This window comes from Flavobacterium cryophilum (assembly GCF_048286555.1).
Taxonomy (GTDB): Bacteria; Bacteroidota; Bacteroidia; order Flavobacteriales; family Flavobacteriaceae; genus Flavobacterium.
On record NZ_JBLVPZ010000007.1, the window covers coordinates 115,687 to 129,783 of the forward strand.

The following is a 14,097-nucleotide window of genomic DNA, read 5'->3' on the forward strand; positions in this document are numbered from 1 at the left end:
ATTGTTCTCGATACTGTTTTCTTGTAAAATCACTCGGACTTATTAAAAATTATTATCAAATAATAATTACACCTAATTGGTTAATAAAATGTCTTAAAAAAATTAAGCCTTAAACATAAAACATTTAAACATGTCGAACAAATCTATATTACTAACGGTTATAAGTGTAGTTCTCTTTTGTGGTACACAAAATATAAAAGGTCAGGAAAGTATGAAAAAATTAAATATAATCGTTTTTGGAGCACATCCAGATGACTGCGATAATAAAATAGGAGGGACAGCGGTACTCTTTGCAGAAATGGGACATAATGTAAAGTTTGTTTCTGTAACCAATGGAGATGCCGGTCATTTTGAAAAAGGAGGAGGGGCTCTGGCTAAAATTAGAAGAGCAGAAGCAATTGAAGCAGGAAAAAGATTAGGTATAAAGGAATATACTGTTTTGGATAATCATGATGGAGAACTATTTCCTTCTTTAGATATAAGACACCAAATAATTAGAGAAATAAGAAATTGGAATGCTGATGTTGTCATAACCCATCGCCCTGTAGATTATCATCCGGATCATAGGTATACAGGTGTATTAGTTCAAGATGCTGCCTATTTAGTAATCGTTCCCAATGTAGTGTCGGATGTTCCACCACTTGAAAAAAACCCTGTATTTCTCTACTTAGAAGATCATTTTCAAAAACCATATCCTTTTCATGCTGATATAACGGTAGACATTACAAGTACTTTTAATAAGAAATTGATAGGCATGGATGCACATCAATCGCAGTTTTACGAGTGGTTGCCCTGGACAGAAGGTGATCTTGCAAATGTGCCTATGGATGCGTCTAAGAGAATGGATTATCTAAAGAGCAATTGGTCACGGTCTATATCTCCAGAAATAAGAAAATCACTAGTTAAATGGTATGGAGAAAAACAGGGGAATAGTGCTAAACATGCAGAATCTTTTGAAATCTGTGAATATGGAAAACAACCAACAGAAGATGAGATTCGAGCTCTTTTCCCAATGTTAAATTCTAAACTATAAAAAATGAAAAACACATACATATTATTATTTATGTTTTTATTTTTTTTGGGTATAACTAGTGCTCAAAACAATACAAGGGCATTGAATATAATAGCATTTGGAGCACATCCCGACGATTGTGATGCTAAGTTTGGAGGAACAGCAGCATTATATGCTAAAATGGGTCACAAAGTAAAATTTGTATCTCTAACTAATGGTGATGCAGGTCATCAGAGTATGGGCGGTGGTGTCTTAGGAAAAAGAAGACGTGCCGAAGCACAAAATGCAGGAAAAATTTTAGGGGTTTCTTATGATGTTCTTGACAATCATGACGGAGAACTTATACCAACACTAAAAGTTAGACATCAAGTAATTAGAAAAATAAGGGAATGGGATGCAGATATCGTTTTAGGTTTGCGCCCTAACGATTATCATCCAGATCATAGAAATGCTGGGATAGTTGTTCAGGATGCAGCCTATTTAGTAATAGTACCGAATGTAACTTCAGATACTCCTGCTCTTAAAAAGAATCCAGTATTCTTATATATGAAAGACAACTTCCAAAAACCTTATCCTTTTTCTACAGATATTGCTGTAATTATAGATGATGTTGTAGATCAAAAAATAAAAGCATTATCAGCTCATGAATCACAGATGTTTGAATGGTTGCCATGGGTAAGAGGAGATCAAGAAAAAGATATACCAATAGGAGAAACGGAAAGATTGGCATGGTTAAAAAATAATTATGCACCGAAACTTAATTTGACAGAAAAGGAGAGGTCATCCGTAAAGAAATGGTACCCAAATTTTGAAAGTACAGCGGTAAAGCATATTGAATTTTTTGAAATCTGTGAATATGGAAAACAACCCACGGATGCGGAAATAAAACAATTGTTCCCCATGTTAGGGAAAATTTAAATCTGTTTTAAGAATAATAATATATTTAGATATGATAAAAAATAACAGTTCGAAAAATAAAATTCATTATTCAATAATTACTCTGGTCATTTTAATTTTTTTTGTGATCTCTTTTATAACTAACATCCTTAATTCAATTATTGTTGATGTAAGAACCAGTTTTGATCTTAGTTTAACCTTAACGGGTTTGTTGCCATTTTCATTCTTTATAGCTTATGGTGTCATGTCGGTTCCAGCCGGATTATTATCAGAGAAGTACAGTGATAAAAAATTGTTGTCTATTTCTTTTTTAGTGATGATGATAGCTTCCTTGCTTTTTGTTTTGTACCCGGGTTATTTTGTTTTTAGTATTACCCTATTTTGTTTGGGATGTTGTATGGCCGTTTTACAAGTTGTTATTAATCCTATGTTAAGGGTAGCTGGCGGTGAGGAGCATTTTGCCTTTAATTCCGTATTGGCTCAATTGATATTTGGCCTTGCTTCCTTTTTAAGCCCTCATTTATATCAAACTATTGTAAGTAAGGATTCTAAGGAAGATGGGGTTATTCAATTATTAACAAGTATGGTTCCAGATAATTTATCGTGGGTATCCTTGTATGTAGTTTTTGCATTAATATGCTTTGTTTTGTTTCTGATCGTAATCATTACAAAATATCCGAAATTTGAGAAAAAGGAAGAAGAAAAGGCTGGAGATTCAAGTTCTTATTTTAGCCTTTTGAAAAACAAATGGACCCTTCTATTCTTTATTTCCATTTTTTGTTATGTAGGTGTTGAACAGGGTATTGGGAATTGGATTTCTCAGTTTTTATCAGAATATCATGGTTTTGACCCACAAACAGTAGGAGCAAGTACAGTAGCTTATTTTTGGGCAATGCTTACTTTTGGATGTCTTTTAGGGCTTTTTCTATTGAAGATTATGGACAGTAGAAAACTACTGATAGGTACAACAGTAGCTACTATTGGAGCTTTGGTCTTTGCTTTAACAGGAAGTTCGGATGTAGCTTTAATTGCTTTCCCTATGGTTGGTTTTTTCATTTCCATCATGTGGTCAATTATCTTTTCTTTGGCATTAAACTCGGTCTCGACAAATCATGGAACATTATCAGGTATTTTATGTACTGGGATTGCAGGAGGCGCAATTGTGCCTTTTATAGTTGGTTGGATAGGAGAATTAACAAGTTTAAAAATGGGAATGTTTTTTCTGATTGTCCCTTTGGGTTTTATACTGAGTATTGGTTTTTGGGCTTCACCTTTAGTAAACAATAAAACTATAATTATAAAAAAATAGGAGGTATGATTAAGGATAGTACAATTTTAGGAATTGACATTGGAGGAACAAACCTAAAAGTTGGGAGAATTGAAAACAGTAAAATTGTAAAACAAACGTATAATGCTGTCAATCTAAATGCATCAAAAGAGGAAACCCTTTCCTCTCTTTTTGAAGCTATAGATCGAGTGATTAATTCAGAAGTTAGCTCAATTGGTGTTGGAGTACCAGCTATTGTAGATCCTAGTTCAGGTGTAGTATATGATGTGCAAAACATACCAGTATGGAAAGAAGTTCCCTTAAAAGAAATATTAGAGCAACGTTATAAACTTAAGGTGAGTATAAATAATGATGCTAATTGTTTTGCACTGGGTGAAAAAATATTTGGTAAAGGACGAGGCTATGATAACTTCATAGGATTATCTATTGGAACTGGTATTGGGATGGGAATTATATTAAATAACCAATTGTACAATGGTATTCTTTGTGGCGCAGGAGAAGTAGGTATGCTACCTTATAAAGATGGAATCATCGAAGATTATTCCAGTAGTTTTTTCTTTACCAATAATTATAACATAAGCGCAAAAGACATGAGTCAGAGGGCCTCGAAAGGGGATATAGCAGCATTAAAATCCTTTGACGAATTTGGAAGACATTTTGGAGAAACAATTAAGGCTATTTTATACATGTTTGCTCCTGAGGCTATAATTTTAGGCGGCTCAATCAGCGAGTCCTTTCCTTTTTTCAAGAAGTCTATGGAATTTTCGCTAGAATCATTTGCTTATCAAAGTCAAATTAAAAATTTAAAAATTGAGCTCTCAGATCTAAATGGAATAGCTCTTTTGGGAGCAGCTTCTCTTTGTTTACAAGATTTAAATAATCATTTAAAAAAATAAATATGAAAACTAGAATTATATTATTGATGCTATTATTTCAAATAGTGGTAATGAATGCAGGCACTATAAAACAAATACCCATTAAAATTGAAAATAATATAGCTGGTGCTCCAATTACTATAGGGGTTCCGTTTCCAATAGGAGAGTTAGCCTCGATTGATCATATTCGATTGATAAACAGTCAGGGGAAAGAAATTTTAAGTCAGGTTACAGAAGTGACGACTTGGAAGCCTGCAGATGCGAGTGTAAAGTGGATTTGGGTGTTTTTCTTTGCAGAAAAATCTTCTGAGTATACGCTCGAATATGATAAAGATATTCAACCAATTAGAATTAAACAACCAATTATTTCTACTAATAATATGCGCCCTCAGGGCGGAATTACCGTAAATACAGGTCCATTGTTTTTTAGTATAAATAAACTTGGAAACGGTTTTTTAGATGAAGTAAAATTAGATTTAAACAAGGATGGGAAATTTAGTAGTGATGAACTTATTTCCTCGGCAGCAGAAAACAAGAGAGGATCTTTTTTAGATATACTAGACGAGTCAGGAATTGATTTTTCAGAAGCCAAAATTAATCAAGTATATAGAGAAAAAGGTTCTGGTCCAATGCATGTTATTTTTAGAGTTGAAGGAACTTATTTATATAGTAAGAAAGATAACAATAGTTCCCCTTTCACAATACGAATTCATGCTTATGCTGGAAAATCATATATACGAGTACTTCATACTTTAACTTATACTGGGGTTCCCGATAAACACAAAGTTGAGAAGGGAGAACACTCCAACATTGCTACCCAAGGAATAGATATACTATCTGAAGATACTGCAAATGATCCGGGATGGACGCAGCCCAATGATCAAATTTCGGGTAGTGGATTAACCCTTTTATATCATCTGGATAATAATCAAAAAATACAAACTCCTATATATGAATCCACGGGGCCTACTGGAGATTTAAAAGTACGTTTAGTAGAAATGAATGGATCACCCACAGATAAAACAAAAGTTATTCAAACAGGACCTAAACAGAATGATCCAAATGGATCTTCGAGCCCCACCCAGCCAATTAGTGGATTTGAAGCAAAAGTAATTCAAAACAAAATGGCGATGCATAAAGCGGAAAAAGCGAAAGGATGGATTGATATTTCAGATGCTTCAAAAGGTGTTGCAATAGGAATTAAAAATTTTTTTCAAGAATACCCTAAAGAGTTAGAAATTGATCCAAAAACAGGAACTATTACTGGATATATATGGCCTTCGGATATTGATCCGATGAGTTTTGAAAGAGAGAACACAAAGTTGGATGGAGAAATGTTAGGGAATTTTGCTCAGGGTTTAGCTAAAACAACCGAGTTTATCTACTATTTCCATGAAAAAACATCAGCAAAAGATATAGACCAAGTTATGGATTATTCCCTTAAGTCACCCGTAGCGCATGCTTCTTCAGAATGGTATGCTAAATCAAAAGTATATGGAAATATGGCACCTTTTTCTAAGAAAAATCCTGAATTTGAAAATGCACTTCAGTATAAATATGACTGGTGGATTTTTAATCAAAATTGGGAATCATGGTACGGAATGTTCAATTATGGTGATGGTAAGACCTATTATCACGATGGAAAATGGTTTATGTGGCAGAATAATGAACCACAAGCTGATTTCATGTTTTGGACCAATTTTATGAGAACAGGAGATGCGAAATACTATTATGCTGCTCAAAATATGAGTAATCATACCATGGATGTTGATAATATACATTGGCCTAAAAAAAGGGAGTATATTGGAGACAACAATGAATCAATAGATTATTGGAATTATGAAAATGAGCCAAAATCTACCCCTTATTTAGGAATTGGTAGAAGACATGGAAATGAACATTGGACAGCTCTTTTAAGCGCACATGTTTGGGTAGAAGGATGGATTGCTTCTTATTATTTAACAGGAGATGTTAGAGGTCTTGATGTTGCTAAAATGACAGGGGATACCTATTTGAATCGTATTTGGGAGGATCACGATTTAAGGGGGAGAAGGTTATATTTGTCTATCTTAAATTTAGTTGAAATATATGATGCCACTAAATTAGACAAATATAAAATAGAACTTGACGAGAGAGTTCAGATTTTAATCTCACTTCAGAAAGCGCAAGGAGGAAATATAATACTTGATCGCTATGGGTATAGTCAAAATTATGTAGCACAGGGCCTTCATAAGTATCTGCAGTTAACAGGAGACAAAGAAGTGAAAAATGCACTGATAGATCATGCTCGATGGGTGTTGGAAGTTCCTCCATTGAATCATCAGATGGAATCTTATTTAGCAAGTATTTATCCTTTACTGATTGGTTACGAATTAAGTGGGAATAAAATTTATTTTGATGAAGCGTGTAAAAGAGCAGAGGTTCTAAAAGTATCAAAATTAGAGAAGTCAAGTGGTGATTTTTTATCACAGAAGGAATATAGTGAGGCACTGTTAAAAGTTTCAAATTTACCTAGTGATGAAGGCAAACCTGCTATCTGGGACATAAATAATGGTTTACGTGTTTTTGGCTGGACGCATGCTTACAATATACCATATCTTTTATATTGGATGGACCAACAAACGCAAATAAAAACATTCTCAAAAGAAATAAAATTATGAAAAACCTTAATTCTATTAAATATTTTTCACCAGGAGCTTTTGAAGAAACCAGATTTGAAAAGATCCATAATGAAATTTTCATAAACTCTACAAATGCTTCAATAATTGTTGCCCAAGAAATAGGGCAATTAATTAAATCAAAACAGGAAGAAAAAAAGTTATGTGTTTTAGGATTGGCAACAGGTTCTTCCCCTATAAAAGTATATGAAGAATTAGTACGAATGCATAAAGAGGACGGACTTAGTTTTAGTAATGTGATCACTTTCAATTTAGACGAGTATTATCCGATGAATAAGGAGAACAATCAGAGTTATCATTATTTCATGTATCAGCATCTTTTCAACCATATTGATATAAAGCAGGAAAATATTAATATTCCAGACGGGACAGTGACGGTATCCGATTTAAAACAATATTTTATTGATTACGAGCTGAGGATTAAAAAAGCAGGAGGGTTAGATTTTCAATTATTAGGAATTGGACGTACAGGCCATGTAGGGTTCAATGAGCCAGGTTCGCATATTAATTCAGGAACACGGATTATAACTCTGGATCACATTACCAGAGTCGATGCCTTTTCTGACTTTAACGGTATCGATAACGTTCCTAAAAGGGCGATTACAATGGGGGTGTCAACAATCCTTAGATCAAAGAGAATTGTTTTGTTGGCTTGGGGTCAAAACAAGGCGGATATAATAAAAAGGACGATTCAGGGCGATATAAGCCCTGAAGTTCCCGCAACATTTTTACAAAATCATACCAATACGACATTCGTTTTGGACCAATCTGCAGCCTCAGAATTAACACGATTTAAAACGCCATGGTTGGTTGAGGAATGTATTTGGACACAGGAATTAAAAAGCAAAGCTATTGTTTGGCTTTGCCAAAAAACAAATCAATCGATATTAAAACTTACTGACAGAGATTATAATAATAATGGGATGTCTGACCTTCTGGCTTTGGAAGGTTCTGCTTACGATTTAAATATTAATATGTTTAATGTATTACAGCACACCATAACTGGATGGCCTGGAGGTAAGCCTAATACAGACGATTCCAATAGACCAGAAAGAACTAACCCAGCTCAGAAAAGAATTATACTTTTCAGCCCACATCCAGATGATGATGTGATTTCTATGGGCGGTACTTTTTCAAAATTAATAAAACAAGGGCACGATGTTCATGTGGTTTACCAAACCTCAGGAAATATAGCCGTTACTAATGATGAAGCACTCAAGTTTGTGGAAGTTTGCAGTGATTTTGTTGGAAATAATGAAACTAAAAGTGATTTTAAATCGATAATAGAATTCTTATGTAATAAAACGGTGAATCAGATTGACTCACTAGAAGTCCGTAAACTTAAAGGTCTTATCAGACGACGTGAAAGCTACGCTGCCACAAGATATATTGGTGTAAGAGAGGAGAATGTCCATTTTTTGGATATGCCTTTCTATGAAACGGGTCAAATAAAGAAAAAGCCATTGGGAGTAGATGATATTGCTATTGTAAAGAGTATCATCGATAAAATTAAACCTCATCAAATTTTTGCGGCTGGAGATCTTGCCGATCCGCACGGTACCCATGAAGTTTGTTTAGATGCCATTTTTGCGGCTTTGCATCAATTAGAAGCAAAACCTTATATAGAGGATTGTTGGTTATGGTTGTATCGAGGGGCTTGGCACGAATGGAATATTCATGAAATTGATATGGCTGTTCCATTGAGTCCTGATGAGGTTTTACTGAAAAGACATGCTATTTTGTACCATCAATCCCAGAAAGACAACGTGATGTTCAGAGGTGATGACAGTAGAGAATTTTGGCTTAGAGCTGAAGATAGAAATAGAGACATTGCAAAGAAGTATGATTTGTTAGGAATGGCAGAATATGAGGCTATGGAGTGTTTTAAAAGATATCACTATAAAACAAAATAATTTCATACTAAAATCGTAATGGGTGCCACTTCAGCTAAAACAGACGTCTGGACATGCTAACTTAGCCATCACAGAAAGTTAAGAAATAATCTTAATTTTAACCTAAGAAACAAGTGCGCAAAATTTGCGACAAAGCATTCAAAGAAAAAGCCGTCCAATTGAGTTATGAGAGAACAAACATATCAGAGCTGGCCAGAGAGCTGGGAGTAACAGCACCACAGTTGTACAAATGGCGCAAAGAGTTCGAGGAGTTTGGAGAGGGAAGTTTTCCTGGAAAAGGGAATTTAAAACTAAGTCCCGAACAAGAAAAAATTCACGAACTGGAGAAAAGACTCAAAGATGCCGAGTTAGAGCGCGATATATTAAAAAAAGCAATCGGCATTTTTTCCAAGAGCGGTCGATGATTTACAGTTTCATTAAAAACAATGAACAAGTGTTCCCGATTGAAAAAATGTGCAAAGTTCTACAAGTCAGTAGTGGAAGTTATTACCGATGGAAAAAACAGACAATCAGTGCAAGACAGCAACTAAAAATCGCCATAAAAGAAAAGATAACATTGATTTATTTTAAATCCAAACAACGATACGGAAGTCCTAGAATAACATTAGAACTTTGGAGTGTTGGTTATAAAATTTCAAGAATTACAGTAGCAAAATATATGAAACAGCTAGGCTTACGAAGTAAATTAAGCAAAAAATTCAAAGTAACAACCAACTCAAATCATAATTACTTAATCGTCGAAAACATATTAAACAGAGAGTTTACTGTAAAAATGCCGTCAAAAGCTTGGGTTTCGGATATTACCTACATCCAAACCAAAGAGGGTTTTGTATACCTGACAACGATTATGGATTTATATGACCGAAAAATCATAGGTTGGAGTTTAAGCGATGGAATGAATACAGATGAAACCTCGCTTAACGCTTGGAAAATGGCGGTTAAAAACCTAAATATTGAGGAAGGTTTGATTTTTCATTCCGACAGAGGTGTTCAATATGCAAGCAAAAAATTTGTAAATGTTCTTAATTCATATAAAAAAATAACCCGCAGTATGAGTCACAAAAGAAATTGTTGGGACAATGCGGTAGCGGAAAGTTTTTAAAACCTTGAAAACTGAATTAATTTACGGAAACAAACTAATTTCTAAATAACAAATGAAACTAAAAATCTTTGAATACATTGAAATTTGGTACAACAGAAAAAGGAGACATTCTGCTTTGAATTATGCAACTATTGAAGAATTTAACAATCAAATTAATTACAAAAATGTAGCTTAACTTAATGTGCAGTTTTCATTTGCATATCCAGTCTATTATTGATAATCAATTACTGTCATTTTATAATGATAATTTGGAATACAAATCAGAACCTGGGGATTTCGATTTGATGATCGGTTCCACATCTGAAGATATTAGAGTCAAAGACACCTTTGAATTGTTAAAATGGAACTATATTGTTATAAAAAAATACGCCTAAATTTTTAAGAACTGTGTGTGTAAATTAAAATTATTATTTATCATGAAAAAAATTCTGACAAATCTTACTACTTGGGTTTTAGTAGCCATTATTTCGGGAGCAATTTTAGGGCATTTTATGCCAGAAACAGCAACAAAAATGCAGCCATTAGGTACTTATTTTATAAATGTTGTAAAAATATTTATCAACCCAATAATATTCCTTACAATTTCTCTTGGAATTAGCGGAATGGGAAGTCTAAAACAAGTAGGAAGAGTTGGTGGAAAAGCGTTATTATACTTTGAAATTGTTACTACAATTGCTCTTTTAATTGGAGTTGCAGTTACTTGGATTATTCAACCCGGAAGCGGAGTTGCAACTGTTGTTGCCCAAAATGAAGAAATTTCAAACTACACAACCAGTGCAGAAAATTTTAGTTTATTAAATTTTTTAAAAAGCAATTTAACAATCCAAGTGTTAATGTTTTCTATCCTTTTTGGGATTTTTCTAAATAAATATAAGAACAGCGACAGAATTAAAAATGTTCTTACTTTCTCATCAAAATATGTATTTAAAGCACTTCATTTTGTAATGTTTTTTGCTCCAATTGGTGCTTTCGGCGGGATTGCTTATACCATTGGAAAATTCGGAATTGCAACTATGATTCCGTTAGCTAAACTGATGCTTACGGTTTATATCACAATGGCATTATTCGTTTTCGTTATATTAGGGTTTATTCTTCGCTATTATAAGGTCAGCATTTTACAATTTTTGAATTATATAAAAGAAGAATTATTAATCGTTTTGGGAACTTCATCATCAGAATCGGCATTGCCTTCTTTAATGGAGAAATTGGAAAAAATGGGTTGTTCAAAATCTGTGGTTGGATTGGTTGTTCCTGCAGGATATTCCTTTAATTTAGACGGGACCACAATTTATTTGTCAATGGCAGTTTTGTTTTTAGCGCAAGTTTATAATATTGATTTGAGTTGGGCACAAATGGGAACAGTTATAGGAGTTCTTTTGATTACATCCAAAGGAGCTGCTGGAGTTACAGGTAGTGGTTTTATTGTCTTGGCATCAACACTTTCTGCAGTAAAAGTTATTCCAATCGAAGGACTGGCTTTGCTTCTTGGTGTTGACCGATTTATGAGTGAAGCACGATCTATCACTAATTTTATAGGAAATGGTGTAGCAACAATTTTTTTATCAAATAATGAACAAGAATTTGACAGAGAAAAAATGAAAACTGCATTTTCAAAAGAAGTCTATGAATACAACTTAGAAGAGTTATGATTTATCGATGCATTTTTGTTGCGCCGAAAAGTTGCAAGTACGGATTCCTAAACGATTGGTGATATTAAGACACCTTTTGAATTATATTAGTTTTAATATAATTAGGTAATAAAATTTAAAATTTTATTATGACATATATGGTCTAGTTCTTCCTGTCTAATTCCCATGGACCTTTTTGTAATTTCAGGTGAGGAATTATTAAACAATTCACTGAGATAAAATAAAGCCTTGTCCGTTTCATTATTATTTGACCATAGTACAAAAATGTATTACGTTAAAACTGTAGTAATTTTTTCTTCAGTTGTACTAAAATTATGATGCAAACTCGTGTTAAGTTTTTCCTTTGGAAAAAAAAATAAATGGTATCGATGAACCTGAGGTCTGGATGTATATTAGTCACATTATCAAAGATATAGAAGTGAAATCTTTTGAATATTCTCACTCTTTGTTCGCACTAAGTGAGGTGTTATTTCTAATAAAAAAACCCTTAAACAGTTGTTGTTTAAGGTTTTGTATGTAGCGAGGACGGGATTTGAACCCGTGACCTCAGGGTTATGAAAATTGAAATCCCGATTTTTTAATTCGCTAAGTTGTTGATATTTAGCAGTGCTGTGTTTTACCAAATATTGGTTTATATCGTTTTTTTTTTACTTTTCCTCACTCCTTTTCCTCACTTCGTTGTTTTTAGTGATCATTTGTATTGCTGGATGAATATTCGGTTTTAAGATGATCGTGTGTTAAATTAATTTTTATTCAAAGTAATTGTTAAAATGTCAAATTTTCTAAGCGTAAAACATGGCATTTTAAAGCCATTGAATTTATATTAGTCTTAATTCGAGTCATATAAAAGGGGATGTATAATGAGTAGTTATTAACTTATTATATAATTAAGACAGTTCAAGAGTTTTAATATTGTTGCTATTTCAGCAATTTTAGGTGTTTAATTAGTTATAGGGTAATGCTTTTTAATTTAAAGTATATTAAAATATACTAATAGTGTGTTTTTTGTTATATTTGTATATTAAAATATACTAGTTATGTTAGGTGAAGCGAATATTAAAGATGTGAAAATTAAGATTGGAGAATGGTGTAAGCAGAAGAGACGTATGTATGAACTGTCTCAAGATGATTTAGCACAAGCATTAGAGATGTCACGACTCACAATCAGAAAACTGGAAGATGGTAAAAATGTTACCTTAGATACTTTACTAAAGGTAGTGAGTCATTTTGATATGTTGGAAGTTGTTTATAACGCAATTGATAATAATATTTCGGATAGTAATATTAACTCTTTATATTAATTTATGGCTACTAATGCACTTATAGATGTTTTTGCTTTTGGAATCGAAATCGGAAAATTGGGTTATGATATTGATGGGAAAAGAAGTTATTTTTAATATAATCCTTTTTTTTTAGATTCGGGTCAATACAGTAAGATGTTTCCCTATATCTTTAAGCGACATAAATATCCTCAGATATTTACCCAATATGAAGGTGCTGCTTTCAAGGGTCTACCACCAATGATTGCTGATTCACTTCCTGATATGTTCGGGAATATAATTTTTAAGGAATGGTTTGAATCAAAGTCTATGGCATTTGATAAAATTAGTCCATTAGATCAGCTTAGTTATGTTGCCAATAGAGGTATGGGGGCTTTGGAATATAAACCAGTAGCTGATATACCAACAACAGCGAATGTGAATTTTGATGAAATTGTTGCTGTGTTGCAGAAAGTACTTGAAATTAAAACAGGAGCTTCGCAGGAAAGCCTGAGTGATTTAGCACTTTTAAATATTTTTAAGATTGGAACTTCGGCTGGGGGTGCGCGCCCTAAAATATTGGTATCCGAACATTAAATAACTAAGGTTATTATTCCCGGAGATATTGAATGTTCTGAAGACTATAATCATTATCTCGTTAAGTTATACATGGATGAACTGGGTGGATATAACCGAGAAAAAGTAGAGTATGGGTATCATTTGCTGACACAGGCGGCTAGTGTCGAAATGATGGAGTGTAAGCTTATTGAGGATAAACATTTTGCCACATTGCGTTATGACAGGCAGTATGGAGAAAAGCAACATGTATTGACGGCTTCTGGTTTGACTGGTTGAGACTACAGTAGACCTGAGGATTCATCATATGAAAATTTATTCAAATTAGCGCTGGGACTAAAAGTTCCACACAAAGACATCAGGGAATTGTATCGTAGAATGATTTTTAATGTGGTTTTTGCTAACACGGACCATTTGAAAAACCATAGTTTTATCTATGACAGTGTGAATAATTCATGGAATTTAAGTCCTGCCTATGATATTACGTATCCTATTGATGCGTTGCATAAATTTTTAAATACGGCAAGAGCATTATCTATAAACGGCAAGCGTATCGATATTAAACTTGAGGATGTAGTATCTATTGCTGAAGCTATGGCTATTAAGAATCCGATTAAAATTATTGAAGAGGTACAAGGTGTAATTCCGGAATGGGATAAAATTGCAAGAAAACTTGAAGTTCCAGTCGCTTTTCGCTTATCGATAAGTAAAGATTTTAAAATTTTAAGATAATTATATCTTCAAAAATACCAAGTAATAAATATAAATGAAACTAATTCCATTAGCGAATTTATCAAAAACGCATAAGTCCTTAATTGACTTGAGGGAAAATAAAATTTTATAAGAAT

General features: G+C 33.3%; 12 protein-coding genes and 2 pseudogenes. All 14 read left to right on the plus strand.

Annotated elements, in window-relative coordinates; genetic code table 11:
• The first annotated feature begins 130 nt into the window (after positions 1-130).
• The 14 genes and pseudogenes from ACNQGJ_RS11465 (at position 131) to ACNQGJ_RS11530 (ending at position 13,981) form a co-directional block, all read left to right on the plus strand.
• Positions 131-1,033, plus strand: coding sequence for a PIG-L deacetylase family protein (locus ACNQGJ_RS11465; RefSeq protein ID WP_417972864.1), 903 nt, complete (start codon positions 131-133; stop codon positions 1,031-1,033).
• Between the two features lie 3 nt (positions 1,034-1,036).
• The gene (locus tag ACNQGJ_RS11470) at positions 1,037-1,930 is read left to right on the plus strand and encodes a PIG-L deacetylase family protein (RefSeq protein WP_417972866.1); all 894 of its coding nucleotides are present in this window, start codon (positions 1,037-1,039) and stop codon (positions 1,928-1,930) included.
• 31 nt (positions 1,931-1,961) lie between these two features.
• Positions 1,962-3,218, plus strand: coding sequence for an MFS transporter (locus tag ACNQGJ_RS11475; protein ID WP_417972868.1), 1,257 nt, complete (start codon positions 1,962-1,964; stop codon positions 3,216-3,218).
• A 5-nt stretch (positions 3,219-3,223) separates the two neighbouring features.
• Positions 3,224-4,093, plus strand: coding sequence for an ROK family protein (locus tag ACNQGJ_RS11480; protein ID WP_417972870.1), 870 nt, complete (start codon positions 3,224-3,226; stop codon positions 4,091-4,093).
• Positions 4,094-4,095: 2 nt separating this feature from the next.
• Positions 4,096-6,732, plus strand: coding sequence for an exo-rhamnogalacturonan lyase family protein (locus ACNQGJ_RS11485; protein ID WP_417972872.1), 2,637 nt, complete (start codon positions 4,096-4,098; stop codon positions 6,730-6,732).
• Complete coding sequence (gene nagB, locus ACNQGJ_RS11490; RefSeq protein WP_417972873.1) at positions 6,729-8,663, plus strand: glucosamine-6-phosphate deaminase; 1,935 nt, start codon at positions 6,729-6,731, stop codon at positions 8,661-8,663. Before ACNQGJ_RS11485 ends, nagB begins: the two co-directional genes overlap by 4 nt.
• 113 nt (positions 8,664-8,776) lie before the next feature.
• Positions 8,777-8,986: pseudogene (locus ACNQGJ_RS11495) on the plus strand (transposase); the annotation flags it as partial.
• The gene (locus tag ACNQGJ_RS11500; protein WP_417972875.1) at positions 8,893-9,765 is read left to right on the plus strand and encodes an IS3 family transposase; all 873 of its coding nucleotides are present in this window, start codon (positions 8,893-8,895) and stop codon (positions 9,763-9,765) included. The pseudogene ACNQGJ_RS11495 and the gene ACNQGJ_RS11500, both read left to right, overlap by 94 nt.
• 52 nt (positions 9,766-9,817) lie before the next feature.
• On the plus strand, positions 9,818-9,940 hold the full coding sequence (locus ACNQGJ_RS11505) for an IS3 family transposase (RefSeq protein ID WP_417972877.1): 123 nt from the start codon (positions 9,818-9,820) through the stop codon (positions 9,938-9,940).
• A gap of 4 nt (positions 9,941-9,944) precedes the next feature.
• Positions 9,945-10,139 (plus strand): hypothetical protein, encoded by a 195-nt coding sequence (locus tag ACNQGJ_RS11510; RefSeq protein WP_417972879.1) that lies wholly within the window; start codon positions 9,945-9,947, stop codon positions 10,137-10,139.
• Between the two features lie 42 nt (positions 10,140-10,181).
• The gene (gene dctA, locus ACNQGJ_RS11515) at positions 10,182-11,414 is read left to right on the plus strand and encodes a C4-dicarboxylate transporter DctA (protein ID WP_417972881.1); all 1,233 of its coding nucleotides are present in this window, start codon (positions 10,182-10,184) and stop codon (positions 11,412-11,414) included.
• 1,037 nt (positions 11,415-12,451) lie between these two features.
• The gene (locus ACNQGJ_RS11520; protein WP_417972883.1) at positions 12,452-12,715 is read left to right on the plus strand and encodes a helix-turn-helix transcriptional regulator; all 264 of its coding nucleotides are present in this window, start codon (positions 12,452-12,454) and stop codon (positions 12,713-12,715) included.
• A 135-nt stretch (positions 12,716-12,850) separates the two neighbouring features.
• Positions 12,851-13,270 carry a HipA N-terminal domain-containing protein gene (locus tag ACNQGJ_RS11525; protein ID WP_417972885.1) on the plus strand — a complete coding sequence of 140 codons (420 nt, stop codon included), beginning with the start codon at positions 12,851-12,853 and terminating at the stop codon, positions 13,268-13,270.
• Positions 13,271-13,342: 72 nt separating this feature from the next.
• Positions 13,343-13,981, plus strand: a pseudogene (locus ACNQGJ_RS11530) (type II toxin-antitoxin system HipA family toxin).
• The last annotated feature ends 116 nt before the right edge of the window (positions 13,982-14,097 follow it).